This is a genomic window from Streptomyces albiaxialis (genome assembly GCF_039530985.1).
Classification (GTDB): domain Bacteria; phylum Actinomycetota; class Actinomycetes; order Streptomycetales; family Streptomycetaceae; genus Streptomyces; species Streptomyces albiaxialis.
Genome location: NZ_BAAAPE010000008.1, coordinates 15,280 through 40,943 on the forward strand (window position 1 = coordinate 15,280; position 25,664 = coordinate 40,943).

22 protein-coding genes are annotated in these 25,664 nt (G+C 73.3%); 5 read left to right on the forward strand and 17 right to left on the reverse strand.

All coding sequences use genetic code 11. The annotated features are described in order from the left end of the window. Positions 1-2: 2 nt before the first annotated feature. The 4 genes from ABD343_RS16300 to ABD343_RS16315 form a co-directional block, all read right to left on the reverse strand. The gene (locus ABD343_RS16300) at positions 3-1,019 is read right to left on the reverse strand and encodes a phytanoyl-CoA dioxygenase family protein (RefSeq protein WP_344528675.1); all 1,017 of its coding nucleotides are present in this window, start codon (positions 1,017-1,019) and stop codon (positions 3-5) included. A 569-nt stretch (positions 1,020-1,588) separates the two neighbouring features. Further along, the gene (locus tag ABD343_RS16305; protein WP_344528677.1) at positions 1,589-3,103 is read right to left on the reverse strand and encodes a glycoside hydrolase family 3 protein; all 1,515 of its coding nucleotides are present in this window, start codon (positions 3,101-3,103) and stop codon (positions 1,589-1,591) included. Positions 3,104-3,332: 229 nt separating this feature from the next. Then, the gene (locus tag ABD343_RS16310) at positions 3,333-4,859 is read right to left on the reverse strand and encodes a TIR protein (protein WP_344528679.1); all 1,527 of its coding nucleotides are present in this window, start codon (positions 4,857-4,859) and stop codon (positions 3,333-3,335) included. Then, positions 4,793-5,395, reverse strand: coding sequence for a toll/interleukin-1 receptor domain-containing protein (locus tag ABD343_RS16315; protein ID WP_344528681.1), 603 nt, complete (start codon positions 5,393-5,395; stop codon positions 4,793-4,795). The genes ABD343_RS16310 and ABD343_RS16315 overlap by 67 nt, the downstream gene beginning before the upstream one ends. A 38-nt stretch (positions 5,396-5,433) precedes the next feature. Between ABD343_RS16315 and ABD343_RS16320 the strand changes: the two genes are divergently transcribed. Then, positions 5,434-6,033 carry a hypothetical protein gene (locus tag ABD343_RS16320; protein ID WP_344528683.1) on the forward strand — a complete coding sequence of 200 codons (600 nt, stop codon included), beginning with the start codon at positions 5,434-5,436 and terminating at the stop codon, positions 6,031-6,033. Here ABD343_RS16320 and ABD343_RS16325 read toward each other — a convergent pair. The 4 genes from ABD343_RS16325 to ABD343_RS16340 all read right to left on the reverse strand — a co-directional run bounded on the left by ABD343_RS16325 (position 5,995) and on the right by ABD343_RS16340 (position 8,223). Further along, the gene (locus ABD343_RS16325; protein WP_344529290.1) at positions 5,995-6,624 is read right to left on the reverse strand and encodes a type 1 periplasmic-binding domain-containing protein; all 630 of its coding nucleotides are present in this window, start codon (positions 6,622-6,624) and stop codon (positions 5,995-5,997) included. The genes ABD343_RS16320 and ABD343_RS16325 overlap by 39 nt on opposite strands. Continuing rightward, complete coding sequence (locus ABD343_RS16330; protein ID WP_344528685.1) at positions 6,624-6,905, reverse strand: Ada metal-binding domain-containing protein; 282 nt, start codon at positions 6,903-6,905, stop codon at positions 6,624-6,626. Before ABD343_RS16330 ends, ABD343_RS16325 begins: the two co-directional genes overlap by 1 nt. After that, entirely contained in the window at positions 6,902-7,657 is a 756-nt protein-coding gene (locus tag ABD343_RS16335; RefSeq protein ID WP_344528687.1) for a 2OG-Fe(II) oxygenase, read from the reverse strand. The genes ABD343_RS16330 and ABD343_RS16335 overlap by 4 nt, the downstream gene beginning before the upstream one ends. A gap of 98 nt (positions 7,658-7,755) precedes the next feature. Further along, positions 7,756-8,223 carry a hypothetical protein gene (locus tag ABD343_RS16340; RefSeq protein ID WP_344528689.1) on the reverse strand — a complete coding sequence of 156 codons (468 nt, stop codon included), beginning with the start codon at positions 8,221-8,223 and terminating at the stop codon, positions 7,756-7,758. A 77-nt stretch (positions 8,224-8,300) separates the two neighbouring features. On the opposite strand from ABD343_RS16340, the gene ABD343_RS16345 reads away from it, so the two are divergent. Beyond that, the gene (locus tag ABD343_RS16345; RefSeq protein WP_344528691.1) at positions 8,301-8,861 is read left to right on the forward strand and encodes an HAD domain-containing protein; all 561 of its coding nucleotides are present in this window, start codon (positions 8,301-8,303) and stop codon (positions 8,859-8,861) included. A 60-nt stretch (positions 8,862-8,921) separates the two neighbouring features. On the opposite strand, the gene ABD343_RS16350 is transcribed toward ABD343_RS16345, so the two are convergent. From ABD343_RS16350 to ABD343_RS16365, 4 genes are all read right to left on the reverse strand, one after another. Continuing rightward, complete coding sequence (locus ABD343_RS16350) at positions 8,922-9,323, reverse strand: tetratricopeptide repeat protein (protein WP_425578209.1); 402 nt, start codon at positions 9,321-9,323, stop codon at positions 8,922-8,924. A gap of 97 nt (positions 9,324-9,420) precedes the next feature. After that, positions 9,421-10,503, reverse strand: a complete 1,083-nt coding sequence (locus tag ABD343_RS16355) for an ADP-ribosylglycohydrolase family protein (protein WP_344528695.1) — start codon at positions 10,501-10,503, stop codon at positions 9,421-9,423. 92 nt (positions 10,504-10,595) lie between these two features. After that, entirely contained in the window at positions 10,596-11,186 is a 591-nt protein-coding gene (coaE, locus tag ABD343_RS16360) for a dephospho-CoA kinase (RefSeq protein ID WP_344528697.1), read from the reverse strand. Positions 11,187-11,282: 96 nt separating this feature from the next. Continuing rightward, complete coding sequence (locus ABD343_RS16365; RefSeq protein ID WP_344528699.1) at positions 11,283-12,290, reverse strand: proteasome assembly chaperone family protein; 1,008 nt, start codon at positions 12,288-12,290, stop codon at positions 11,283-11,285. A 211-nt stretch (positions 12,291-12,501) separates the two neighbouring features. Here ABD343_RS16365 and ABD343_RS16370 point away from each other — a divergent pair, with 211 nt between their 5' ends. Further along, positions 12,502-13,500 carry a right-handed parallel beta-helix repeat-containing protein gene (locus ABD343_RS16370; RefSeq protein ID WP_344528701.1) on the forward strand — a complete coding sequence of 333 codons (999 nt, stop codon included), beginning with the start codon at positions 12,502-12,504 and terminating at the stop codon, positions 13,498-13,500. Between the two features lie 159 nt (positions 13,501-13,659). Here ABD343_RS16370 and rpsA read toward each other — a convergent pair whose 3' ends face one another. Then, a complete protein-coding gene (rpsA, locus tag ABD343_RS16375; RefSeq protein WP_344528703.1) occupies positions 13,660-15,174 on the reverse strand; it encodes a 30S ribosomal protein S1 in 1,515 nt (504 codons plus the stop codon). 347 nt (positions 15,175-15,521) lie between these two features. Here rpsA and ABD343_RS16380 point away from each other — a divergent pair, with 347 nt between their 5' ends. Continuing rightward, on the forward strand, positions 15,522-16,355 hold the full coding sequence (locus ABD343_RS16380; RefSeq protein ID WP_344528705.1) for a class I SAM-dependent methyltransferase: 834 nt from the start codon (positions 15,522-15,524) through the stop codon (positions 16,353-16,355). 34 nt (positions 16,356-16,389) lie between these two features. Beyond that, the gene (locus tag ABD343_RS16385) at positions 16,390-19,227 is read left to right on the forward strand and encodes an ATP-dependent RNA helicase (RefSeq protein ID WP_344529292.1); all 2,838 of its coding nucleotides are present in this window, start codon (positions 16,390-16,392) and stop codon (positions 19,225-19,227) included. On the opposite strand, the gene pgfA is transcribed toward ABD343_RS16385, so the two are convergent. From pgfA to polA, 4 genes are all read right to left on the reverse strand, one after another. Further along, a complete protein-coding gene (gene pgfA / locus ABD343_RS16390) occupies positions 19,217-20,254 on the reverse strand; it encodes a cell envelope lipid trafficking protein PgfA (RefSeq protein ID WP_344528707.1) in 1,038 nt (345 codons plus the stop codon). The genes ABD343_RS16385 and pgfA overlap by 11 nt on opposite strands. A 14-nt stretch (positions 20,255-20,268) precedes the next feature. Further along, a complete protein-coding gene (locus ABD343_RS16395) occupies positions 20,269-20,403 on the reverse strand; it encodes an SPW_0924 family protein (RefSeq protein ID WP_344528709.1) in 135 nt (44 codons plus the stop codon). A 365-nt stretch (positions 20,404-20,768) separates the two neighbouring features. After that, the gene (locus ABD343_RS16400; RefSeq protein ID WP_344528711.1) at positions 20,769-22,559 is read right to left on the reverse strand and encodes a lytic transglycosylase domain-containing protein; all 1,791 of its coding nucleotides are present in this window, start codon (positions 22,557-22,559) and stop codon (positions 20,769-20,771) included. Positions 22,560-22,804: 245 nt separating this feature from the next. Beyond that, positions 22,805-25,540 (reverse strand): DNA polymerase I, encoded by a 2,736-nt coding sequence (gene polA / locus ABD343_RS16405; RefSeq protein ID WP_344528712.1) that lies wholly within the window; start codon positions 25,538-25,540, stop codon positions 22,805-22,807. Positions 25,541-25,664: the final 124 nt, after the last annotated feature.

Below are 25,664 nucleotides of genomic sequence, written 5' to 3' on the forward strand. Positions count from 1 at the left end.
TCCTACGCGTGCCAGCGCGCGAGCCCCAGCAGCCTTTCGCCCAGCGGGGTCAGCTCGGCCGTTCCGTAGCGCTCGGACTCGTGCCGGACCGCGTCGCCGACGAGCGTCTTGTTCCAGTCCGGGGTGCTGAGATGGCGCCAGGATTCGACGCGGGACTTCGTCAGCGCGTGGTGGGATTCCAGCGCGGGCATCATCGAGAGGTACTGGACCGCGCGGACGCCCTTTTCCGAGGTGTTGGGCGCGACGCCGTGCGCGAGCATGCCGTTCCAGATCAGCAGGTCGCCCGCCTTGAGTTCGGGCCGCACCACGGGGAATTCCGTACGGTCGGCGTCGGGCCTGATCGGGTCGCGGTCCTCCGGCTGGTCGAGCTTCCAGCGGTCGAACCGGCGGAAGAGTTCCGGTGAGCACTGGAATCCGCCGTGGTCCTCGCGGGTGTCGTTCAGCGCGATGATTCCCTGGACCCGCTGGGGAAGGACGCCGAGGGTGGAGTCGACGTCCCAGTGGAGATTGATGTCGAATCCCTCGTCTGTGGGGTCGATCAGCGCCCGGTCGCGGTTCTTGACGTTCGGCGGGTTGAGATTGAGCCGGTCGAGGGTCACCCACAGTTCCTCGCAGTCCCAGACGTCCACGAAGGCGTCGTAGACCCGCTGGGCCTGGCGGCTGTCCCAGAGGAGCTGGTGGTGGTACGCCTCGACGAAGCCGTAGATGTAGAGGTCCCGGTCGAGGTCGTCGCGGAATTTCCGCTCCGGGTACCAGGTTTCCGGCCGTTCGGGGTCGAGGCCCTGGAATTCCCAGGTGAAGTCGAGCAGCCGCCGGGCCGCGTCGGCGGGAATGGCCTCCCGGACGACGATGTAGCCGTACGTCTGCCAGAAGGCGTAGTCCTCCTCGGAAAGCACGCGCAGCGGGCGGGCTTTCCGGATGTCCTTCAGCGGCGTCGGCGCGAGATAGGTCTCGCCGTCCGCGCTGAAGTACGGGGTGTCCGATGCCGCTCTGTACAGGAATCCGTCGGGCGTGGGCATGCGAATGCTCCGGTGCGTAGTCGTAACTGCGGATGGAGTGGACGGAAGAGAGCGCTCTCCGTCGCGCCGCGAGGGCACACGGGCACCCGGGCGCGAGGACCTGAGGAAACAGGGACGCGGAGAGGCGGGAGAGAAGAAGGCAGGAAGGCACGGCGGGCCGGTTCATGCCGACGGGATGCGGCATCCGGACGGAGGGCCGTGACGGCTCGTGGTCAGGCGAGCGGAAGGGCGGCTGCGCGCCGGCCGTTCATGGAGGCGGTGGCTCCCGCCGACGGCGGGGCCGGTGGTTCTCCCTCCTCGTGCTCGCGTCCATCACGGGGACGGAGAAACCCGGACGGACAGACGTACGGACTTGCGAGCGTACGGACGTGCGGTGCCGCGCTTCCCCAGAGATGGACTAGACCAACTCGATGTGTCCCCAGGTTGGACTAGACCACCGGCAGTGTCAACCCCCGCCCCAGGGGCCCCAGTTGGGTGCCCATGGCATGCGTCAGTGGCCCGCGAGCAGCGTGCGCACGGGCCACCGTCAGGGGGCACGGGGCGCGGCAGGCCGGCCCCCGTCGTTCGCGTCAGGCCCCGGCCAGCACCTCCGCCGCCGCGATCCCGGACACGCGCGTCGCCCCGTGCGTCGCGAGGTGGACGGCGCCGAGGTGGTCGCCGCCGGGCACGCCCATCTCGACCACCAGCGCGTCGGGGCGGCGGCTCACGAGCCCCGCCAGCGCCTGCGACATCCAGCGGTGCCGGGCCGCGTCACGGGTGACGACGACCAGCTCCCGCCCGGTCGCGGGCGCGAGCGCGACACGGTCCAGCAGGTCGTCCTGGCCCGCCAGTTCGTCCTCGGCGATACGGACGGAGGTGGTGCCGGGCCGCAGCGCGCGGAGCGGGTCCGCCACACCCCACGGGGTGGCGCCGTCGACGGCGAGGCTCATCGTCGGGGACAGCTCCACGACGTGCGGGGCCCCCACGAGCGGCAGCTCGGCGCCCGTACCGGGCCTGCTGTGCACCCGGACCGCGCGGCGGGCCGCGACGAGGCCGATGTCGGGCACCTTCGCGTCGGGGTCCGCCTTCCGCGTCAGCTCGGCCGACCACGAGGCGAACTCCCGTACGCGCGCCGCCGCCTCCGCGAGCCGCTCCTCGGTCAGCGTGCCGTCGAGCACGGCCGCGACGAGGGCGTCCGCCAGTTCGACGGTGGTCGACTCCTCGGCGCTCTCGCCGCCCACGCACACCGCGTCGGCGCCCGCCGCGACGGCCCTGACCGTGGCCCCCGCGATGCCGTACGGGCCCGAGACGGCGCCCATCTCGATGCCGTCGGTGACGACCAGCCCGGTGAAGCCCAGCTCGCGCCGGAGCAGGCCGTCGATGATCCTCGGGCTGAGTGTGGCGGGCAGCTCCGCGTCGTACGCGGGGATGAGCATGTGCGCGGTCATGACCGTACGGACGCCCGCCTCCATGGCCGCCGTGAACGGCGGCAGGGCCACACGGGCGATCTCGTCGGCGTCGGCCGACGTCCGCGGAAGGCCGTGGTGCGAGTCGACATTGGTGTCGCCGTGCCCGGGGAAGTGCTTGGCGCAGGCGGCGACCCCGGCGGACTGGAGGCCCCGGATCCAGGCGGCGGTGTGCCGGGAGACCACCTCGGTGCGCGCCCCGAACGAGCGGACGCCGATGACCGGGTTCATCGGGTTGGAGTTCACATCGGCGCTGGGCGCGTAGTCGAGCGAGACGCCTATCGCGCGCAGGCTGTGGCCGATGTCGCGGGCGACCTCCTCGGTGAGGTCCGGGTCGTCGATGGCGCCCAGCGCGAGGTTGCCGGGCCAGGACGCGCCCGTACGCACGTCGAGGCGCGTCACGTCGCCCGCCTCCTCGTCGATGGCCACGATGAGGTCGGGGTTCTCGGCGCGCAGCGACGCGGTGAGCGCGGCGACCTGCTCGGGGCTCTCGATGTTGCGGCCGAACAGGACGACGGAGGCGAGGCCCTCGGAGATCCTCCGGCGCAGCCAGTCCGGTGCGGTGGTCGTGCCCACGAACCCCGGTTGGAGCACGGAGTTGGCGAGCCGGATGAGCTCCGGGTGGCTGCTGTGTGCCATGAGGGACCTCCGAGGGGCGACGTTGGTGCAGACCAAGGCGGATATTGGCCTATACCAATCAGGGGTGTCAAGGAGTGTCCGTGAGGGGGAATGTGCCGAAATGGGGCGCGGGGTGGCGGGATTGGGACGCGTCGGCCGCGTGGTACTTATGCCAACTCCCGTGGTACTACGCGACGGTACGGCCACGAGGCGGCACTGGGAAGGACGGCGGCGCGCCGCCGGAAGGTCCCTAGCCCGCCTCGGCCATGCCGAAGTCCGCCCCGGAGATGGCGGCGAGGCCGGTGGCGATACGGCGGAGCGGGGCGCGCAGATCCGCGAGGGCCTCGCGCAGGGCGTCGGCCTCGGGCCAGCTCGCCTCGTGGTCGAGGGGGCTCGTCCCGGGCGGGCACTGGGCCTCGTAGGCGGCCAGGCGCGGATGCCAGGTGCTGGTGAACGGCCGCAGCGTGCCGTTGAGGAGCTCGTGCGCCAGGGCCTGGACCGTCGGCGCCGCGTCCTCGCCGGGGCCCACCAGGCTGATGCTGTACTCGCGGAGCGTCTCCCGCGTGAAGCCGAAGAGGGCGTGCAGCGAGGACAGAGCCTCGCGGAGGCTGCCCGTACCGGGCTCCAGCGCCTGGACACCGATGCGGGTGACCAGCTCGACCTGGATGTCGAACGCCGCCATCCGCTCCGGCTCCGTGCTCGCCGTCCCTGGTGCCGTCATCCGTCGTGCCTCCCTCCGGCCGCCCGCGTCCGGGACAAGGGTACGCAGCATCGCGTGCCGCAGCGCCTCCGTCCGGGCGGGAGCGGGGTCGTGATGGCGCCAGGCGTGCACCGTGACGGGGTGCGGCTGCCACCCGCCGTCGCGGCCGTCTCGGCCATCATGACCGTCCCGACCATCATGACCGCCGTGGCCGCCGTGGCCGTCGTGGCCGTCGCGGGAGAGGAGGCTGCGGACGCGGAGTTCGGAGATGCCGGTCGCCGCCCGGCGCCGGGCCACCGCCGCGGGCACGGAGTCCGCGGCGGCCAGCACCGCCGCCGCGTGCTCCTCCGCGAGGGGCAGCGGCGAGAGGGCGGCCGCGCAGCGCAGCACGTCCATCGCCTCCGGCCCCGCGTCCACCGCGTCCCGGGCGAGCGAGAGGGTGAAGCCCGCGCCGTCCGCGTCCCCCGCCAGGACGTCCAGCGGGGAGCCGCCCGGCGCGTAGAGCGTGCCGCTGAGGGCGCGCGGGTCCTGGCCCGCGCGCACGGCGCCGCCCAGCAGCGCGAGGGCGCGGGGGTGCCCGCCGACCTCGACGGCCAGCTCGTACGAACCCGCCAGCTCCGTCGCGTCCTCGGGCGGCAGGGAGCGCAGGTCGACGGGCGCTCCCACCGCCTCGTAGGCGCGGCTACGGGTGGTGAGGAGCGTACGGCCGAGGGGGTGCGGGGCGCGGAAGCGGGCGGCGCCCGCCGGGGTCAGCCCGCCCGGCAGGCCGTCGACGACGAAGAGGAACGGCTCACCGCGCGACTCGAACCAGCCGTACAGGTCCTGGGTGCCCAGCCGTTGTGCGAGCGCGCTCAGCCCGCTCTCGTACGCCCCCTCACGGCGGGCGTCCAGCCAGCAGATCCCCGCGGGGAAGGCGGCCCCGAACCGCAGCGCGTACTCCCGTGCCAGCAGGGACTTGCCCATGCCCGCCATGCCCCTGATCTGCACCGCGCGCGCCGCCGAACGGCCCGTCACGAGCGGCGCCGCGTGCGCGTGCAGCCCGCTGTGCACCCGCCACAGTTCGGGCAGCCGCCCCACGAACTCGCCGGGGCCGACGGGGGCGGGTCCAGCAGCCAGGGCGGGGCGCCGTCCGCGCGCCCGTCCGCGCCGTCCGGCTCCAGCGGCATGGGCCCGGGCACGCGCTCCAGATGCGCCCGGACGTCGGCGACGAACGCCCGTACGGCACCGTCCGCGGGCGCCCTGCCGGCCCCGCCCGTGTGCGGCCACGGCCAGGCGCGCGCGTCGCGCAGCTCGACGGGGTGGATGTGGCCCGTTCCGCGCTCCGGGTTGACCACCATCACGCGGCGCCGCGGGTCGCCCTCGCGCAGCCCGGCGAGATACGCGGCGGTCAGCTCCCACTGGCACGCCTGGCGTTCGGGGTATCCGAGGGAGTAGAAGGCGAGGAGGGCGCGGGAGCGGGCGAGTTCCGCGCGGATCGTGCGGCTGATGGCCGCGAATCCGGCCACGCCCGCCTCGTCCGTGAACACCTTCAGCCCGGCCGTGCGCAGCGCGTCCACCAGCGCCCGCACGCGCTCCGCGTCGCCGCGGCTGTAGCTGAAGAAGACGTCCCACACGGCGTCTTACCCTACTGTGGGTGCGCGGGGAGGGACTCATGAGCCGAAGGCAGCGCAGCACGGGCAAGCCCGCACGCACGTCGGGGCCCGCGCAGGTCACGGCGCGGCTGACCATTCCGTTCCTCGGCGAGATCTCCGGCGTGTGGGAGCCCGCCGACGCGGAGCGCCGGGCGTCCTGGGAGCTGTACCTGGAGCTGGCCAGCCGGGTGGCCGTGGTCGAACTCGGCCCGGACGAGGGCTTCCTGCGCGAGGCGCTCTCGTCGCTGTACTCGCTGTTCGGCACCACCCGCGACATCCTCAAGAAGTACGGGCCCGAGGTCGCCCCTCCCCTCCAGCCGGGCCACCTCAGCTTCGGCGTCCTCGCGATGACCGCGATGAACCGCGTGCTGCGCCCCCTGCTCTCCACCTGGCACCCCCGCCTCGCCGCGTACGAGTCGCAGCGCCCCGCGGGCACCGACCCGGTGGCGTACGAGCGCGAGTGGGAGCACGCCGAACAGCTCCGCGCCGACCTCGCCGCCGTCCGGGAGGCCCTGCTCTCGCTGGCGGTCACCCTCCAGGGCGTGGCGGGCGTGGGCGACCTGATCCGCCTCGAAGCGCCGTTACCCCCGCAGGCGCCCCCGCCCGCCGCCGAGGACTGACCCTCCGGGCACGGGCCCGGACACGTCCGGGCAGTCGACGAGCCAGGTGCCCCGGATCTCCCAGGTGCCGCCCTCCGGTGTCGCGCCGCGCAGCCCGTGCACGGCGTCGCGCCCGGCGAGCGCCGGGAGGCGGGAGTCGTGGAGCGAGGCGAACGCGACCGTACGGGACGGGTCCCAGCCGGTGCTGTGGCGCAGCCTGCGGGCGAGCTGGGCGAATCCGGGCAGGGCCGCGGCGACCACCCACGCGTCCGGCTCGGCCTCCGTCAGGCGCCGCGCGGCACGGAGCCAGGAGGCGGCCGTCTCCGGCCAGTTCACGACGGCGGCGACCGTACCGCCGCGCGCCCGCCACGCGTCCGCGAACGCCCCCGCGGCGGCCCGCGACGCGTCGTCCCTCCCGTGCCCGACGGCCACGGACCCCGCTTCCGCGCCGGGCGGCGCGAGCAACCGTTCCACGGCCGCGAGTTCGGCCCCCGTGTGCGGACGCGGCGCGGGCAGCGGGCCGTACGCGGAGAGTTCCCCGGGCCCGATCAGCGGGGACGGGGTCAGCGGGGAGTCCGGCGGAGGAGACCCGATCAGCGGGGACGGGGCCATCACGCCTCACGTCCTTCGCGCCGGCGCGCGTACGCGACGGGCAGGCATACGGCGCACGGGCGGTATCCGGCGGCGACGGCGGTCGCCTCGTCGCGGAAGAAGACCCGGTGCGCGGCGTACTGCCCGCGCGCGAGGGCCCGCAGCGCCGAGGGGCAGTCGAGGCGCCCGTAGAGCCGCGCCCCGCGGTGCCCGCCGACCGTGCCGGGCACGTCGCTCGCGTACGGCGCTCCCCCGGCGTCCAGCAGCGTGTACGGGCGTACGCCCGCGTGCCGCGCCCTCACGCCGCGTCGTGGAAGACGAGGCCGAGCGTGCGGCGGCGGCCGGAGCGTACGGTGCTCACGCCGTGCCGCATCGGGCCGTTGGCCCAGCCCCGCGTGGGGGCCACGGGGCGGTCGCGGGTCGTGAAGACGAGCCCGTGCCCCTGGGGCAGCGTCGTGGAGAAGCCGCGCGACTGGGCGCGGGCCCGCTGCTCGGTCATCAGGAACTCGCCGCCGGTGTAGTCCGTGCCGGGCACGTCGAGCCCGACGACGACCTGGAGCGGGAAGAGCATCTCGCCGAACACGTCGCGGTGCAGGGCGTTCCAGTCGCCCGGCCCGTACCGCAGCAGGATCTGCGCCGAGCGCGGCTGGCCCGCCGCGTGGCACATCTCCAGCCACTCCTCCAGCGTGTCCGGCCAGGGCGCGGGGCGGCCGAGCCGTTCCGCCCAGAGGCGGGCGACGGGCAGCAGGCACGGGTAGAACGCGGCCCGCAGCGCGGCGACCGTCTCCGGCAGCTCGTGCGTGAAGTAGCGGTACTGCCCCAAACCGAAGCGGTGGCGGGCCATGTCGACGGTCGAGCGGAAGCGCGCGGTGTCGTCGTACAGGCTGGAGATCTCGCCGCACTGGTCGGGCGTGAGGAGCGGGCCGGTCAGCGCGCTGCCGTACGCGTCCAGCTCCTCGGCGAGCGCGTCCCAGTCCTGCGCGGCGACCTGCGCGGCCGCCCGCGCGGCGGCGCGGCTCGCGGGTGACGTCGTGGGCGTGGTGGGGTCGTTCATGCCTCCACGGTGCGACCGTACGGGCCACCGTGCTGGCGGAAATCGGACGCTGCGCTGCGGAGGGGTTCGGGAGCCCGGGAGCCAGAGGTCAGGGGCTCTCAGTTGAGGGTGATGCCGCCGTGGATGTCGCGAGCCTGGATGACGGGGCCCGTGACGCGGGAGCCGACGATCTTGTTCTCCACCACGGACTCGTCGCGGAGCTGCGTCGCCTCGATCGTCGCGCGGTGCGTCTCCGCCCACTCGCACAACCGCGCGGCGAACTCGGCGTCCTGGTCGGCACGCTGCCGGAGCCGGGCGGCGAACTCCCGTGCGGTCGCGGCGTCGGGCGCGTCCAGCACTTCGCCGTCCACCACCCCGTCCAGCGCTTCCCCGTCCGACACGTCCCCGTCCGGCACCCGGCCGCCGGGGTCGGCGGCGTCCTCCTGCCCGCCCGGCGCGCGGCCCGTCGCACGGCGCGCGAGGCTGACGAGGGACTGCCACGCCGATTCCCCGGCGGCACTCGCGGCGCCGGTCCCCACGGCGGTCCCGGCGGCGGCGACAAGGGCTGCGGCGGCCTCAACGTCCATACGGATCACGGTAGAACAGCGGGAGCGGCACCGCCAGATCGCGTGCCGCCGCACGGCCGCGCGGGTACGTTCGAGAAATGAGCGAACGTCCGGGCTCCCGCCCGCTCTTGCTGCTCGACGTCGACGGCCCGCTGAACCCGTTCGCGACGCGGTTCTCCTGGCTGCCGCGCGGCTACACGACGCACCTCATCAAGCCGCCGAGCCTCGTCGCGCGGTACGCGCCGGCGCCCGCCGAGACGGTGCGGCCGTACCGCGTGCGGTTGCGCGCGGCGCACGGCGAGCTGCTCCGCGCGCTCCCCTACGAGCTGGTGTGGGCCACGGCCTGGGCCCACGAGGCCAACGAGTTCATCGGCCCGGTGCTGGGGCTGCCGCGGCTCCCGGTGATCGAGTGGCCCGGGGACGCGGGGCCGGAGCTGGACGGGCTGCTGTGGAAGACCCGGCACATCGTCGCGTGGGCGGACGGACGCCCGTTCGCCTGGGTCGACGACGCGATCGGGGAGCGGGAGCGGCGGTTCGTGGCCGCGCACCACGAGGGCCCCGCGCTGCTGCACCATGTGAGCCCCCGAAAGGGCCTGCGGAAGGCGGACTTCACCGCCCTCGCGCACTGGGCGGCGGACCGGGCGGCGGCGCAGCGCTGAGCGGCCCCCGGGCGCTGCCGCCCTCGGGCCGCTCGACGCGTGCCGCGGGATCGCCCCCGCTCAGTTCCCCAGCTCCTCCGACGGGGTGCCGGGCTCCGGGGGCTCGAAGCTGGCGAACCCCGCCGCCTCGACGAAGTCGGGGCGCGGATCGAGCGCGGCGGCCAGCCGGAAGTGCCGGCGGGCCTCCTCGGAACGCGAGGCACGCTGCAGGGTCCGCGCGAGCGCGAAGTGCGCGAACGCGTTGTCCGGCTCGCGCTCCAGCACCCAGCCGAACTCCTCCTCGGCGGACCGCAGCCGCGCCTCCAGGAAATACGCCCGCGCGCGCAGCAGCCGCGCCGCCGTGTGCTCGGGGTGGTCCGCGATCACACCGTCCAGCAGGGTGACCGCACCACGGGGATCGCGTGCGTCGAGCAGCCGCTCCGCCGCGCGGAACTGAATGATGTTGGTCTCGGGGCTCGTCACGGTCACGCCGCCCTCCTTCCGCTTCAGTCGCCCGTCACAACAAGCGGAACGCACACCGCATTCCCGCCCCGTCCTCCCCCTTGTCCCGTTCTCCCGTTCAGGCGTCCCAGAGCGCACCGAGGGCGAGGAGTTCCCCCCGGTACTCGATCCGCTCGGCCCAGTCGGACGGCCAGCAGCCCGCGCCGAGATACGCCCCCGCGAAGGCGCCGGTGAGGCACGCGAGCGAGTCGGAGTCCCCGGCGGTGCAGGCCGCGCGGCGCAGCGCGGTCAGCGGCTCCTCGGGGAAGAGCAGGAAGCACAGCAGCGCGGTGGCCAGCGACTCCTCGGCGACCCAGCCCTCCCCGGTCGCCTCGCAGGGGTCGGCCTCCGGATCGGGCGCGCGCAGCGCGGCCTCCACCCGGTCGAGCACGTCGAGGCACTCGTCCCAGCCCCGCTCGATGAACTCCACGGGACCGTGGTCGTGCGCGAACCGCCACAGGTCGCCGAGCCACCACTCGTGGTAGCGGGAGCGGTTCTCCCGGGCGTACGCACGCAGTTCGCGGAGGAGCGAGCCCGGCGGCGTGCCGTGCGCGAGCAGCCGTATCGTCCACGCCACCAGGTCGCTCGCCGCGAGCGCGGTGGGGTGGCCGTGGGTGAGCGCCGCCTGGAGCTGCGCCACACCGGACCTCGCCTCGTCCGACAACCCCGGCGCCGCCGATGGCCCCGACGACCCCGACAGGCCCGGCGTCCCCGGCAGGCCCGGCAGCCCCGGCAGCAGTCCGACGGGCGCCACGCGCATCGTCGCGCCGCAGCCCTTCGAACCGACCTGGCTCGCCTCCTGCCAGCGGCGTTCGTCATGGCTGAGCAGCTCGCACGCGACGAGGCACGTACGCCCCGGCGCGCGGTTGTTCTCCGGAGAGCGCCACCACTCCACGTACTCCTCGCGGACCGGGCGGACCACCCGCGACGGCGTGAGCGGGCCGCGTTCCGCCGCGGTGCGCAGCCCCCGCCCCAGGGCCAGGCTCATCTGGGTGTCGTCCGTGACGTACGCGGGCGCGGGCAACGCCATGTCGCGCCAGGGGCCGCACTTCTCCAGGATCCGCGGGACGTCGTTGAACTCGGTGGGGAAGCCGAGCGCGTCCCCGAGCGCGAGCCCCGTCATCGCACCGGTCGCCGCGCGCTTGCTGTCTACACGGGTCATGCCCCCATCCAACCCGCCCGCCGCCGTCCCCCGCGCCCCCTTTCCGCAGGGGCGCCAGGCGGTACGGGCGACCACGCGGTACGTACGGGCGGCTAGGAGGCGGTCCAGCGCTCCCAGAGGCGGCGCACCTGCGGCTCCAGGTCCTCCAGCGGGCCGTCGTTGTCGATCACGGCGTCGGCGACCGCGAGGCGCTCCTCGCGGGTGGCCTGGGCGGCCATACGGGCGCGGGCCTCGCCCTCGTCCATGCCCCGCGCTCCGACGAGCCGTTCGAGCTGGCTCTCGGGGGAGGCGTCGACGACGACGACCTCGTCGTAGAGCGGCGCCAGCCCGTTCTCCACCAGCAGCGGCACGTCGTGCACGACGACGGCGTCCTCGCCCGCCTCGCGCTCCAGCTCCGCGGAGCGGGCGCCGACCAGCGGGTGGACGATCGCGTTGAGCGCGGCGAGGCGCTCGGTGTCGGAGAACACGAGCGCGCCCAGCCTCGGCCGGTCCAGCGCCCCGTCGGGGGTGAGGATCTCCTTGCCGAACTCCGCGACGATCGCGTCGAGTCCGGGGGTCCCGGGCTCGACGACCTCGCGCGAGATCCGGTCCGCGTCGATGATCACCGCGCCGTACGCCGCGAGCAGCCGCGAGACCTCGCTCTTCCCGGCACCGATTCCGCCTGTCAGACCGACCTTGACCATGCGGGACACGCTATACGGCCATGCCCCGCGCCACCGCGCCAGCCCGCCCGGCGCTCGACACCCGACGCTCGATACCCGGAGGGTGAAGCAGGCAGGTCAGCGCCCGGCCGGGCCGCCTCCCGCGGCTCCGCCGCCACCGCCGCCCTCCCCGTCGCCCTCGCGCTCGGCGAGGAAGCGCTCGAAGACCTCTCCCAGCTCGTCCGCCGAGGGCAGCTCGACGGGCTCGGCGACGAGATTGCCGCGCGATTCGGCACCCGCCACCGCGTCGTACTGCTGCTCCAGGCCGCGGACGACGGAGACCAGCTCCTCGTCGCCCTCGGCGAGCTGGCGCTCGATCTCGTTCTGCGTGCGCAGGGCCTCGGTGCGGAGCTGGTGGGCCACCTCGGGCAGCACGAGGCCGGTGGCCGAGGTGATGGCCTCGGCGACGACCAGGGCCGCGTCGGGATAGGTGGACCGGGCGATGTAGTGCGGGACGTGCGCGACGACGCCGAGCACGTCGTGCCCGCTCTCGGCCAGCCGCAGCTCGATCAGGGCCGCGGCGCTGCCGGGGACCTGGGCCTCGTCGAACATCGAACGGTGGCCGGGGATCAGCTCCGTCCGGTTCCCGTGCGGCGTGAGGCCGACGGGGCGGGTGTGGGGGACGCCCATGGGGATCCCGTGGAAGTTCACGGCGAGGCGGGCGCGCACGCGGTCGACGATCTCGCGGACGGCGGAGGCGAAGGCCTCCCACTCGCTGTCCGGCTCCGGGCCCGCGAGCAGCAGGAACGGGGCGCCGGTCGCGTCCCGCATCAGGCGCAGCTCCAGCTTCGGCGTCTCGTACGCCACCCACTGGTCGCGGCGGAAGGTCATCATCGGGCGCCGGGCGCGGTAGTCGATCAGCCGGTCGACGTCGAAGCGGGCCACCGTGAGGGAGGGCTGGCTGTCCAGGAGCCGCTCCACGATCTGCTCGCCGGTGTCCCCGGCGTCCATAAATCCCTCGAAGTGATAGAGCATCACGAGACCCGCGCTCTCGGGCTCGCCGACGATCGCGTCGACCGCGTCCAGGCCGCTCTGCTCCCACACGTACATACCTTGCGGATCCACTGCTTCACGCTCCTCTGGCATACGTATCGTCAACGTCCGCTGGCGGAGCGGCATTCCCGGTACCGGGCGTCTCTCGTGTCCGCCCCGTCACCCCGACTGGAAAGGTTCCTAACTTTCCTCGCGCCGGACCTCTTGACGCGTACGCGCCCCGACCCTAGCTTCACCGGACACCGCAGGAGTTCATGTGAACGGCCTGCGTTCACATACATGTCCCCCACAGCCAGGAGTCCCCATGCGCACCCGAAGAGTCCTCGCCCTGTCGTCCGCGGCGCTGCTGGGCGCGGGCGCCCTCGCCGTCGGCAACGCGGCTATCGGCAACGCGACCGCGGGCGCCTCCGGCCCCGGGCCGCGCGAGGTGATCGAGGTCAGCGACGCCGCCGGGCTCAAGGCCGCGCTCTCCGACGCCGGAGCGGGCGACACCATCCAGCTCGCCGACGGCACCTACAAGGGCAACTTCAAGACCGCCAAGGCCGGTACCGAGGGCTCCCCCATCACCCTCACCGGCTCGGAGAAGGCGGTCCTCACGGCCGGCGGCGGCTACGGCCTGCACCTCGACGGCGCGGGTCACTGGAACCTGAAGGGCTTCACCGTCACCGGCGGCCAGAAGGGCATCGTCATGGACGGCGCCGACGGCGTCCATATCGACGGGGTCACCGTGCACGACCTCGACATGGAGGGCGTCCACTGGCGCGAGTCCAGCTCGAACGGCTCGATCAAGAACTCCACCGTCCGCGACACCGGCAAGAACGGCCGCGGCATGGGCGAGGGCGTCTACGTCGGCAGCGCGGGCGGAACGGACGACAAGAGCGACGACATCCTGATCGAGAACAACACGATCGGGCCCGGAGTCGGCGGCGAGAGCATCGACATCAAGGAGGGCACGACAGGGGCGAAGATCATCGGCAACACCTTCGACGGCGACGGCCTGACCGGCGCCAACTACGACGACTCCTGGGTCGACATCAAGGGCAACGACGTCCTCGTCGAGGACAACACCGGCAAGAACACGACGAACAGCGGCTTCGAGACGCACGAGCAGCAGGACGGCTGGGGCTGCGGGGCCGTGTTCCGCGGCAACCACTCCGACCTCACGGGCGCCTCCGGCAAGGACCAGTTCGCGATCAACGTGACGAACTACGACGAGCGGTCCTGCCCCGTGACCGTCTCCGGGGACAACACGGTGAAGGGCGGCAAGGGCCTGACCAACCCAGGAGTGCCGGTCGGCGACTAGGGCCTCAGGGGCGCGGGGAACTGCGCGAGCAACCACGACGAAGGCCGCAGCCTGCGACGCACGTCAAGGGGCAGCCTCTCTTCAGTCTCAACGCCAAGAGGCCCGCACCCCCGGAAAGGGGTGCGGGCCTCTTATCGGCTAACGCCTAGCGGCGAGCCCTCAGCTCTGGCCGCCGGCCAGCTTCTCGCGGAGCGCGGCGAGCGCCTCGTCCGACGCGAGGGCGCCGGAGTCCTCGTCCGAGCCCTCGGACGAGTACGAGCCGCCACCCTGGCCACCGCCGCCCACCGGGGCCGGAGCGCCACCGGAGGTCGCGCCCTCGGCGGCCGCCTGCTCGTCGGCCTCGCGGGACTTGATGACCTGCGCCTGGTGCTGCTCGAAGCGCTGCTGCGCCTCGGCGTACTGGCGCTCCCACTCCTCGCGCTGCTTCTCGTACCCGTCCAGCCAGTCGTTGGCCTCCGGGTCGAAGCCCTCGGGGTAGATGTAGTTGCCCTGGTCGTCGTAGGACGCGGCCATGCCGTAGAGCGTCGGGTCGAACTCGACGGCCGACGGGTCGGCGCCGAAGGACTCGTTGGCCTGCTTCAGCGAGAGGCTGATGCGGCGACGCTCCAGGTCGATGTCGATGACCTTGACGAAGATCTCGTCGTTGACCTGGACGACCTGCTCCGGGATCTCCACGTGGCGCTCGGCCAGCTCGGAGATGTGGACCAGGCCCTCGATGCCCTCGTCGACGCGGACGAACGCACCGAACGGCACCAGCTTGGTGACCTTGCCGGGAACGACCTGGCCGATCTGGTGGGTCCGGGCGAACTGCTGCCACGGGTCTTCCTGGGTCGCCTTGAGCGACAGGGAGACGCGCTCGCGGTCCATGTCGACGTCCAGGACCTCGACCGTGACCTCCTGGCCGACCTCGACGACCTCGGAGGGGTGGTCGATGTGCTTCCAGGACAGCTCGGAGACGTGCACGAGTCCGTCCACGCCACCCAGGTCCACGAAGGCGCCGAAGTTGACGATGGAGGAGACGACGCCGGAGCGCACCTGGCCCTTCTGGAGGGTGGTGAGGAAGGTCTGGCGGACCTCGCTCTGGGTCTGCTCGAGCCAGGCACGGCGGGACAGGACCACGTTGTTGCGGTTCTTGTCCAGCTCGATGATCTTGGCTTCGAGCTCCTTGCCCACGTAGGGCTGGAGGTCGCGGACGCGGCGCATCTCGACCAGGGAGGCCGGGAGGAAGCCGCGCAGGCCGATGTCGAGGATGAGGCCGCCCTTGACGACCTCGATGACGGTACCGGTGACGATGCCGTCCTCTTCCTTGATCTTCTCGATGGTGCCCCAGGCGCGCTCGTACTGGGCGCGCTTCTTCGAGAGGATCAGGCGGCCTTCCTTGTCCTCCTTCTGGAGAACCAGGGCCTCGATCTCGTCACCGACGGCGACGACCTCGTTGGGGTCGACGTCGTGCTTGATCGACAGCTCACGGGAAGGGATGACACCTTCGGTCTTGTAACCGATGTCGAGCAGGACCTCGTCCCGGTCGACCTTCACGATGACGCCGTCGACGATGTCGCCGTCGTTGAAGTACTTGATCGTCTCGTCGATCGCGGCGAGGAAGGCTTCCTCGGAACCGATGTCGTTTACCGCAACCTGCGGAGTGGTGGCGGAGGTCTCGGTGCTGCTCGTCATGTGGGAAAGGGTCTCCGGTACGGACATGAAGTCGTAGGTACTGCTACGCCGAGAGCCCTCTATCGCACCACGTGCACGCCAGCCGGACAGCTTGAAAGCCGGAAACCCGAGGGGACAATACAACCGATGCGAGCGCGACCTGCTCCGTCTGAGGCGCGCAGGCCCGCAGCGCAACTTGTAGCATACGGGGGCCGCTGGGCATGGTCAATGCGCGAAAGAGCACACCTGGGACGGACCGTCCCATACCCGGCAGAACTTCCTGCGCCGGGCCTGTGTGCAGCGCCTCTGCGACATCGCACGGGGTCCGGTGCCAAGAGTACGACGAAGGGTGCCAGGTGCCAGGTGCCATGGACGAGATCACGGACGAGGCGGAGGCCGTGCGACGGCCCGCCGGGGACGCCGAGAGCAGCCGCGCGAACCGGATGTGGTGGGACCGCAACGCCGACGAGTACCAGAAGGACCACGGAGAGTTCCTGGGCGACGCGCGCTTCGTCTGGTGCCCCGAAGGGCTCGACGAGGAGGAGGCGCGGCTGCTGGCGCCCGCCGGGGCGCTGGCGGGGGCGGCCGTGCTGGAGATCGGCGCGGGCGCCGCGCAGTGCTCGCGCTGGCTGGCGGCGCAGGGCGCCCGTCCCGTCGCGCTCGACCTCGCGCACCGGCAGCTCCAGCACGCGCTGCGGATCGGCGACGGGCTCGGCGGGTCCGCCGAGGTACCCGCCTTCCCCCTGGTCGAGGCCGACGCCCGCGCGCTCCCCTTCGCCGACGGCTCCTTCGACCTCGCCTGCTCGGCCTTCGGCGCGCTCCCCTTCGTCGCCGACCCGGAGCGCGTGCTGCGCGAGGTGCGCCGGGTGCTGCGGCCCGGGGGCCGGTGGGTCTTCTCCGTCACGCACCCGCTGCGCTGGGCCCTGCCCGACGAGCCGGGGCGGGAGGGGCTGGCGGTGCTGTCCTCGTACTTCGACCGCACGCCGTACGTCGAGGAGGACGCCCAGGGCCGCACCGTCTACGTCGAGCACCACAGGACGCTCGGCGACCGGGTGCGGGACGTGGTCGGCGCCGGTTTCCGCCTGGTGGACCTCGTGGAGCCGGAGTGGCCCGAGTGGAACCAGCAGGTGTGGGGCGGCTGGTCCCCGCTGCGCGGAAGGCTGATCCCCGGCACGGCGATCTTCGTGTGCGAACGGGACTGACGGACGGACCGCTGACTGGACCGGAGTGACCTTGGTGGGGACGGAACGTACGGAGCGTACGGAGGCGCTGCGGCGGCTGCCCGTACGGGAGGCGCTGCCGGAGCTGCGGGACGCCCTCGACGCGCACGGGGCCGCCGTGCTCCACGCGCCGCCCGGCACCGGCAAGACGACCCTCGTGCCGCTCGCGCTGGCCGGGCTCCTCGGCCAGGACTCGGGGGCGGGGGCGCCCGGGCGGCGCGTGCTCGTCGCCGAGCCCCGCCGGATGGCGGCGCGCGCCGCCGCGCGGCGGATGGCGTGGCTGCTGGGCGAACGCCCCGGCGAGCGCGTCGGGTTCACCGTGCGCGGCGAGCGGCGGGCGGGGCCGCGCACTCGGGTCGAGGTCGTGACGACCGGCGTGCTCCTCCAGCGGCTCCAGCGCGACCAGGAGTTGCCGGGCGTGGACGTCGTCCTGGTCGACGAGTGCCACGAACGGCACCTGGACGCGGACACCGCGCTGGCCTTCCTCCTGGACGTACGGGAGACGCTCCGTCCCGAGCTGCGGCTGGTCGCCGCCTCCGCGACGCAGGACAGCGCGGCGTGGGCGCGGCTCCTGACCGCGCCCGTGGTGTCCGGACGGGGCACGAGTCATCCGGTGGAGGTGCGGTACGCGCCGCCGCCCTCCGGAGTGCGCCCGGCGCACGGGACCTGGGTCGATCCGGCGCTGCTGCGGCACGTCGCGGCGACCGTACGGGAGGCGCTCGACGCCGTGCAGGAGGGCGACGTGCTGTGCTTCCTGCCGGGCGTCGGGGAGATCGGCCGGGTGGCGGCGCTGCTGGAGGGCGCCGGCGGTCCCGGAGCCGAGGTCCTCCAGCTCCACGGGCGCGCTCCGGCCACGGTCCAGGAGGCGGTGCTGCGGGGCCGTTCGGGGCCGGGGCGGCGGGTGATCCTCTCGACGTCCGTGGCCGAGTCGAGCCTGACCGTTCCCGGGGTGCGGGCCGTGGTCGACTCCGGGCTGGCGCGCGAGCCGCGCATGGACCACGCCCGGGGCCTGGGGGCGCTCACCACGGTGCGCGTGTCGGTCGCGGGCGCCGAGCAGCGCAGGGGGCGCGCGGGGCGCGAGGCGCCGGGAACGGTGTTCCGCTGCTGGGCGGAGGCCGAGGACGCGGGGCGCCCGCGCGAGCCGTCGCCGGAGATCGCGGTGGCCGACCTGGCGGCGTTCGCGCTCCAGGCGGCCTGCTGGGGCGCGCCCGAAGCGCGCGGCCTGGCCCTGCTCGACGCGCCCCGGGAGGGGGCGATGGCGGCGGCCGGGGAGACGCTGCGCGCCGTGGGCGCGCTGGACGGCGCGGGGCGCGTCACCGAGCGCGGCACGCGTATGGCGCGCCTCGGCCTGCACCCCCGGCTGGCGCGTGCGCTGCTCGACGGCGCGGCCGTCGTCGGCCCCGAACGGGCCGCCGAAGCCGTCGCGTTGCTCAGCGAGGAACCGCCGCGCGCCTACGGCGACGACGCCGCCGAGGCCCTCCGCACCGCCCGCCGCACGGCCCGCCACGACCCGTACGGCACCCGCTGGTCCGCCGAGACCCGCCGCCTCCGCCGCCTCCTGGAAGCAGAGCCCGCGCCCGGACCGGACGTGCCGGACGGCACCGACGCCGACGCCGATGCCGATGCCGACAGCGGCGTGTACGCCTCGGGCAGCGGGTCGGACCGCGCGGCGAGCGGCGCGGCAGCGGGAGCGGTGGGACGCGCGTCCCACAAAGCGCCGGGCGGCCCGGCTGGCGGGACAGCGGACGGCGCGGCAGCGCGCGAGGTAAGGGGCACGGCGGCCGGGGCGGCTGGCCGCACCCCGGGCGGGGCGCCGGGTGGCCCGGCTGGCGGGGCAGCGCGCGGTGCCGTCGGGGGTTCGGCGGGCGGTGGGAGCGGCGGGGCGGCTCCGGTGGGCGATGAGGAGGTCGTCGGGGTCGTCGTCGCGCTCGCTTATCCGGAGCGGGTCGCCCGGGCGCGGGGTGAGACCTCGTATCTCATGGTGTCCGGTACGGGCGCCGAGCTGGCCCGGGAGACGCGGCTGCGGCATGCGCCGTGGCTGGCGGTGGCCGTCGCCGACCGGCCCGTGGGGGCCGCGTCCGCGCGGGTGCGGCTGGCCGCGCCGGTCGACGAGCGGACGGCAGCCGAGGCGGCGGGCGCGCTGCGCACCGTACGGACCGAGGTGCGGTGGGACGCGGAGCGCGGCGCGGTGACCGCGCGCGAGGTGGAGGCGCTGGGCGCGGTCGAGTTGGCCTCGCGCCCCGTGCGCGACCCCGACCCCGCCCAGGCGCGTGCCGCGCTGCTGGACGCGCTCCGCGCGCGGGGCCCGGCGCTGCTGCGCTGGTCGGAGGGGGCGCTCGCGCTGCGCGCGCGGCTGGCGTTCCTGCGTCACGCCCTGGGCGAACCGTGGCCCGACGTGTCGGACGAGGCGCTGGTGGCCGGCGCGGACGAGTGGCTCACGGGCTCCCGTCCGCCCACCGGCGCCGATCTCCTCAACTCCCTCCTCCCCTGGTCCACAGGCGACGCCGCCCGCCTCGACGAGCTGGCGCCCGAGCGGATCGAGGTGCCGTCGGGGTCGCGCGTACGGATCGACTACGGGCGTCCCGAGCAGCCCGTACTGGCCGTGAAGGTGCAGGAGATGTTCGGGGCGCGCGAGACGCCCCGGCTGGCGGGCGGGCGCGTGCCCGTTCTCGTGCACCTCCTCTCCCCCGCGGGCCGTCCCGCCGCCGTGACCTCCGACCTGGCGTCGTTCTGGCGGGACGGTTACAAGGGCGTACGGGCGGAGCTGCGGGGGCGCTATCCCAAGCACCCCTGGCCCGAGGACCCGACGGCGGCGGAGCCGACGCGGCACACCAAGGCGCGGCTCAGGCGTTGACGACCGGCGGCTGACCCGGCGGACCCGGCGGAGGCGGCACGGGGTGGTCGGGCTCGGGCGCCTCCCGGTCCCCGTCCGGCGCGGGGTCGCCCGGGCGGCGCGCGCGGTACTCCAGGGTGAGGGAGAGCGCGAGGAGGACGGCGGCGAGGCCGGCGAAGCCCCAGGGCAGATACGCGGTCATCAGCAGGATGAGCTGGCGCTGGGACTTGATCAGGTCGACGGACTCGTTCTGGAAGTCGGGGCGCATCTTGACGTGCCCGGCGAACGCCGTGAGCGGCTTCTTCTCCGGCTTGTCCGTCCAGCGCATCTGCTCCTTGTGGATCTCCTGCCCGTCGACGGGCGCGCCCGTGGTGGGCTCGACCCAGAACATGCGCTTGGTGCTGTACCAGCGCTCCAGGCCCATCTGTTCGACGACCTTGGGCGTGGCGCCGAGCGGCAGCTTCTTGGGGACCTTGACCTTGGTCCAGGGGATGGTCTGCTCGAAGTAGTAGGTCTCCAGGCCCTTCACGGTGCGGGTGCCCTTGTAGTGGATGGGGGCCGAGGTGCGGGCCTGGAAGTCGTAGTACTCGTAGTCGCGCTTCTCGGTGAGGAACGGCCACTTGTACTCGATGCCCTCGCGGCGGACCTTGTCGCCGTCGACGTGCTCGCCGCCCGCGTGGACGGGCTCCTGGGTGTGGGCGTCGAAGACGTACCGCTCCGGGATGCTGGAGACGAGCTTGCCCTTGGGGTCGGCGACGTAGCTGAGGGTGTCCCAGACGACGACGTCCCGGCCGGTGCTGTCCTTGACCTTCTCCGCGGCCTCCACGTTGCCCTTCAGGGTCTGCACGATGCTGACCTTGGGGACCTTCTTGGACTTCATGGTGGCGTAGTCGAGGAGCGTCGCGTTCTTGGCCTCCAGGACCATGGCCTGGTACTGGCTCGGCGGGATCTTCGCCAGCCGGGGGAACGCGTACCAGCGAATCAGGGGCGAGAGCGCGGCGAAGAACACCGCGAAGGCGAGGAGGACCAGGCTCGCTCTCCGGCGCATGCTGCCTCCTGCGGCTAGGGGTGCGCGGGGACGGTGGTGTGCAGCGGTTTCGGCGAGGTCTCGCCGGGCGGGGCGCCGACGGCCGTCATCGTGAGAACGAGAGCGAACGCGGCGGCGAGGCCGATCCCCGCGGCGATCAGGGCACGCATACGTCGGCACCTCCCAGCGTCGGGCCGCGGCGATGTCCACGACATCTGATGCAGCGTCAGGAACGGGGCGGGGGCACCGTAGCAACGGGCGGCGCGGATGGGAACCGCGCGGAAGCCCGCGTACGCCGGTGACTTCACGCCGTCGCCCGTGTCCGGAGCGTCGAACGGCGTACGGGAGCCCCGCGGTTGCCCGTGTCCGCCGCACGCACTCCGACGCGCCCGGCACGCACCCCGCACGCTCCCGGCTCGCGCCCGGCACGTGAGGGCCCGCGCGGGGCGCCGCGGCCGGACGACGCGGCCCCGGAAACGCCTCCGTCCCGCCGGGCGGGTGCCCGGCGGGACGGAGGGAAGGCGCTGTCCGGCTGCTACTTCACCGTCAGCTTGACCGCGAGCGTGGCCCCGCCCGCCGCCTTGAGGCGGAGGGTGAACGTGCCCGCGTTGCCGTCGGCGTAGATCGTCGGGAGCCGCAGGACGCCGTTGGCGTTGGTCTTGAGCCCCTTCAGGGCGCGCAGCGGCTTGCCGTTGGCGTCCTTGAAGAACGGGCCCTTCGCCGCGTCGGCCATCGTCGCGGAGACGGCGACGCCCGCCGCGGCCTTGCCGTTGTTCGTGGCCTTGACCTCGACCGGCTTGGCGAACCCGTCGCCCTTGGCGGTCTCCAGCGCGCCGTCCGTCGTCCGCACGAGGACGTCGGCCTCGGGAGCCGTGACGGAGGCGGCGAAGTCCACGGCGGCGAGCTTCTCGCCGGGCACCGTGGCGCGCAGCGTGAACTTGCCCGCCGTGTCGCCCGCGGCGAGCGCCGGTGCCGTGGCCGTGCCGTCGGCCGCGGTGCGCACGGTGATCTTCTTCGCGCCGCCGGAGAAGGCCGCGCCGGTCTCGCCGCGGACCTCGAACTGGACCTTGACGTTCTTGACGCCCTTGCCCTTGGAGTTCTCGACGCGGACCCGGGGGCGCTCGGCGAAGTCCGTGCCGGTGACCGCTGTGAAGTCCTTCGCGCCGACCCGCTCCAGACTCGCCGGGCCCGTGGGGCTCGGGCTGGGGCTCGGGGCCTCGGGGTCGGACGGGCCGGGACCCGGGCTGTTGCCGCCGCCCCCGCCACCGCCGGGCCTGCCCGGCTTGTTGGGCTTGTCCGATTCCTTGCCGCCGGAGCCGCCGCCCTTGCCGGGCTTCCCCTTGCCGGGGCCCTTGCCCTTGCCGCCGGAGCCGGACCCGGAGCCCGAGCCCGAGCCCGAACCGCCGTCCGGGGAGCCCTTGGCGGTGTCGTCCGCGCCGCCCGCGCCCGGCGAGGTGGGCAGCACGCCCTTGCCGTCCGGGACCTCGTGCGTGCCGTCGCGGTAGAAGTCGAACCAGGCGAGGACGGTGCGCAGGTAGTCGTTCGAGTTGTTGTAGCTGAGTATGGCGCGGTCCAGGTCGGCCTTGACCGCGAGGTTGCGGTCGCTGGCGCACAGGTACTCGCCGGCGGCGAGCGCCGCGTCGTGGATGTTGTTCGGGTCCTTGCGGCCGTCCCCGTTGCCGTCCTGGCCCCAGCGCTCCCACGTGGAGGGGATGAACTGCATGGGGCCGACGGCACGGTCGTACTTCTCGTCGCCGTCGTACGCCCCGCCGTCGGTGTCCTTGATGTTCGCGAATCCCGCGCCGTTCAGCACCGGGCCGAGGATCGGGCGGAGGGTCGTGCCCTCCTTGTCGACCGCGCCGCCGCGTGCCTGGCCGGACTCCACCTTGCCGATGGCGGCGAGGAGTTCCCAGGGCAGACCGCAGCCGGGGGAGACCTTCTTCTCCGCGTTCTTGTACGCGGACAGGAGCGAGGCGGGGATGCCGGAATCGGCGTCGCCCATGCCGGGGGCGTCGGGCGAGCCCTTCTTGGGCGGCTCGGGGCTCTCCAGCGGGGGCAGTTCGGTGTGGAACGAGCCGTCGCCGGGCGTACGGTCACCGGGCGCGGAGTCCGCGCGCTTGCCGTCGTCCTTGCCGCCACCGCCGCCGAGCACGGCGCCGGGCGCCTGCGAGGCGGTCAGCGCGGCCATCGCCACGGCCGCGACCGCGGTGCCGCCCAGCCCCCGGCGGAATCTGCTCGTGCCGACGAACCCGCCGAGGCGGTGCGTGCCGTCCTCGCCGGTGGCCTTCTGCTTGGCTGCTGCGTGCCTGCCGCGGTACCGCGCCATTGGTCAGTCCCGTCCTCTCCCCTGGGGACGCAGTCATCCGTGACCCTACGGCAAGTCCGGGCCCTAAGTCAGTGGGCCCAGAGCACTTCTGACACTTGTGACCCCATTTTGACGTGATCAACGAGCATGGTTCTTCCGGGGTTTCCGGTGCCGTCACCCCTCGTACGGAGGCCCCCGGAGAGGGCCATCCCTCTCCGGGGGCCCTCCGGCCCCTCTCCGACCTTCTTCAGTCCCTCATGCCCGGGCTAGTGCGCCGCGGACTCCCAGTCCTGGCCGGAGCCGACCGAGACGTCCAGGGGGGCGCGGAGGTCGGCCGCGGAGGCCATCTCCTCGCGGAGCAGCTCCTCCACCTGGGCCCGCTCGCCCGGCGCGACCTCCAGCACGATCTCGTCGTGGACCTGGAGCAGCATCCGGGACTCCAGCTTCTTCGCCCGCAGGGCCGCGTCGACCTTCAGCATCGCGACCTTGACGATGTCCGCGGCCGTGCCCTGGATCGGTGCGTTCAGCGCCATGCGCTCGGCCATCTCGCGGCGCTGGCGATTGTCGCTGTTGAGGTCCGGGAGATAGCGGCGGCGGCCCATGATCGTGTGGGTGTATCCCGTGGCGCGGGCCTCTTCCACGACGCGCTGGAGATAGTCCCGCACCCCGCCGAAGCGCTCGAAGAAGGTGTCCATCAGCTTGCGGGCCTCGTCCGGCGTGATGCCGAGCTGCTGGGAGAGGCCGAAGGCGGACAGCCCGTACGCCAGCCCGTAGGACATCGCCTTGATCTTGCGGCGCATCTCCGGGTCGACCTCGGACTTCTCGACGCCGAAGACCTGCGAGGCGACCGTGGTGTGCAGGTCCTCGCCGGAGGTGAACGCCTCGATCAGGCCCTCGTCCTCGGAGAGATGGGCCATGACGCGCAGCTCGATCTGGCTGTAGTCGGCGGTGAGCAGCGACTCGTACCCCTCGCCGACCTTGAAGCCGCGGCGGATGGCCCGGCCCTCGTCGGTCCGCACCGGGATGTTCTGCAGGTTCGGGTCGGTGGAGGAGAGGCGTCCCGTGGCGGCCACCGTCTGGTTGAACGTCGTGTGGATACGTCCGTCCGGCGCGATGGTCTTGATCAGGCCCTCGACGGTGGTGCGCAGCTTCTGCTGCTCGCGGTAGCGCAGCATGATGACCGGCAGCTCGTGCTCGGTCTGGGCGGCGAGCCAGGCCAGGGCGTCGGCATCCGTCGTGTAACCCGTCTTGGTCTTCTTCGTCTTGGGCAGGCCCAGCTCGCCGAAGAGGACCTCCTGGAGCTGCTTGGGCGAGCCGAGATTGAACTCATGGCCCACCGAGGCATGCGCCTCGGACACGGCCTGCTGGACCGCGTCGGCGAACTGCTGCTCCATGTTCGTCAGCCACTCGCGGTCGGCCGCGATGCCGGCCCGCTCCATCCGCGCGAGCATCGCGGACGTCGGCAGCTCCAGATCGCGCAGCAGCTCCTCGGCGCCGACCTGCTCCAGGCGGGTCTCGAAGGCCGCGCCCAGGTCGAGGATGGTGCGCGCCTTGGTCATCAGCGCGTCGGCCTCCGCCTGCTCGTCCACGCCGAGCGCGAGCTGTCCGTCGGCCTCTGCGGTGGGCATCAGCTCCCGGCCCAGATACTCGACGGAGAGCGCGTCCAGCGCGAAGGAGCGGCGGCCGGGCTTGTCCAGATACGCGGCCAGGGCGGTGTCCATCCATACGCCGTCCACGCTCCAGCCGTGGTCGGCGAAGACCCGCATGAGGGCCTTCGCGTCGTGCATCACCTTGCGCTGGGAGGCGTCCGCGAGCCAGGCGGCGAACGCCCGCTCGTCGGCCTCCGTGAGCTTCGCCGGGTCGAACCAGGCGGCCGGGCCCGTGGGCGTCGCGAGCGCGATCTCGCTCACGCTGCCGCTGCCCAGCTTCCACACGTCGACGGTGGCGACGCCCAGGACGCCGTGCCCGTGCTCCGCCAGCCAGGGGCCGAGCGCGTCCGGCTCGATCAGCACGCCGTCCACCTCGACGCCCGCGCCGACCTCCTGCTCCTCGCCCTCCTCGGAGCCGGGGTCGACGGCGAAGAGGCGCTCGCGGAAGTTCTGGTTGCGGAACTCCAGCGCGTCGAGGATGACGCCGATCGCCGTACGGTCGTACGGCGCGCGGACCAGGTCCTCGGGGCGGTCGGGCAGCGCGACGTCGCGCACCATCTCGGTCAGGCGGCGGTTGAGCTTCACGGCCTCCAGGTGCTCGCGCAGGTTCTGCCCGGCCTTGCCCTTTACCTCGTCGACGCGCTCGACGAGGTCGGCGAAGGAGCCGAACTGATTGATCCACTTGGCGGCCGTCTTCTCGCCGACGCCGGGGATGCCCGGCAGATTGTCCGACGGGTCGCCGCGCAGGGCGGCGAAGTCCGGATACTGCGACGGGGACAGCCCGTACTTCTCCTGGACCTTCTCGGGGGTGAAGCGGGTCAGCTCGGAGACGCCCTTGGTGGGATAGAGCACCGTCACGTTGTCCGACACCAACTGGAAGGCGTCGCGGTCGCCGGTGACGATGGAGACCTGGAAGCCCTCGGCCTCGGCCTGGGTGGCGAGGGTGGCGATGACGTCGTCGGCCTCGAAGCCGTCCACCGCGAACCGGCGGACCTTCATGGCGTCCAGCAGCTCGCCGATCAGCTCGACCTGGCCCTTGAACTCGTCGGGGCTCTTGGACCTGTTCGCCTTGTACTCCGCGAACTCCTCCGAGCGCCAGGTCTTGCGGGAGACGTCGAAGGCGACGGCGAAGTGCGTGGGCGCCTCGTCACGCAACGTGTTGATCAGCATGGACGTGAAGCCGTAGATCGCGTTCGTCGTCTGGCCCGTGGTCGTGGAGAAATTCTCCGCGGGCAGCGCGAAGAACGCGCGGTACGCGAGGGAGTGCCCGTCCATGAGGAGCAGGCGAGGGGCCTCGCTCTTCTCCTTGGATGCCGCCGTCTTGGGGGTCGTCTTCGATGCCGTCTTAGCCACGTCCCCGATACTCCCATGTCCTACTGACAGTCCCCGCCGACGTCCCTTGTGCCCTATTTTTTGCGTTTTGTCTGCACAGTTGCCTGAGCAGGGACTGCCCCTCGCCCGCCGTCGCAGGCCGCGG

What these genes read in the sequence shown, in the direction of transcription:
- ABD343_RS16395 (WP_344528709.1), bottom strand. Translation starts at nt 20,403, where the DNA reads ATGCGTGCCCTGATCGCCGCGGGGATCGGCCTCGCCGCCGCGTTCGCT.
- ABD343_RS16305 (WP_344528677.1), bottom strand. Translation starts at nt 3,103, where the DNA reads ATGGCACACAGCAGCCACCCGGAGCTCATCCGGCTCGCCAACTCCGTG.
- rpsA (WP_344528703.1), bottom strand. Translation starts at nt 15,174, where the DNA reads ATGACGAGCAGCACCGAGACCTCCGCCACCACTCCGCAGGTTGCGGTA.
- ABD343_RS16400 (WP_344528711.1), bottom strand. Translation starts at nt 22,559, where the DNA reads ATGGCGCGGTACCGCGGCAGGCACGCAGCAGCCAAGCAGAAGGCCACC.
- ABD343_RS16300 (WP_344528675.1), bottom strand. Translation starts at nt 1,019, where the DNA reads ATGCCCACGCCCGACGGATTCCTGTACAGAGCGGCATCGGACACCCCG.
- ABD343_RS16355 (WP_344528695.1), bottom strand. Translation starts at nt 10,503, where the DNA reads ATGACCCGTGTAGACAGCAAGCGCGCGGCGACCGGTGCGATGACGGGG.
- ABD343_RS16325 (WP_344529290.1), bottom strand. Translation starts at nt 6,624, where the DNA reads ATGGCCCCGTCCCCGCTGATCGGGTCTCCTCCGCCGGACTCCCCGCTG.
- ABD343_RS16380 (WP_344528705.1), top strand. Translation starts at nt 15,522, where the DNA reads ATGGACGAGATCACGGACGAGGCGGAGGCCGTGCGACGGCCCGCCGGG.
- ABD343_RS16340 (WP_344528689.1), bottom strand. Translation starts at nt 8,223, where the DNA reads ATGGACGTTGAGGCCGCCGCAGCCCTTGTCGCCGCCGCCGGGACCGCC.
- ABD343_RS16335 (WP_344528687.1), bottom strand. Translation starts at nt 7,657, where the DNA reads ATGAACGACCCCACCACGCCCACGACGTCACCCGCGAGCCGCGCCGCC.
- pgfA (WP_344528707.1), bottom strand. Translation starts at nt 20,254, where the DNA reads ATGCGCCGGAGAGCGAGCCTGGTCCTCCTCGCCTTCGCGGTGTTCTTC.
- coaE (WP_344528697.1), bottom strand. Translation starts at nt 11,186, where the DNA reads ATGGTCAAGGTCGGTCTGACAGGCGGAATCGGTGCCGGGAAGAGCGAG.
- ABD343_RS16345 (WP_344528691.1), top strand. Translation starts at nt 8,301, where the DNA reads ATGAGCGAACGTCCGGGCTCCCGCCCGCTCTTGCTGCTCGACGTCGAC.
- ABD343_RS16320 (WP_344528683.1), top strand. Translation starts at nt 5,434, where the DNA reads ATGAGCCGAAGGCAGCGCAGCACGGGCAAGCCCGCACGCACGTCGGGG.
- ABD343_RS16365 (WP_344528699.1), bottom strand. Translation starts at nt 12,290, where the DNA reads ATGCCAGAGGAGCGTGAAGCAGTGGATCCGCAAGGTATGTACGTGTGG.
- ABD343_RS16370 (WP_344528701.1), top strand. Translation starts at nt 12,502, where the DNA reads ATGCGCACCCGAAGAGTCCTCGCCCTGTCGTCCGCGGCGCTGCTGGGC.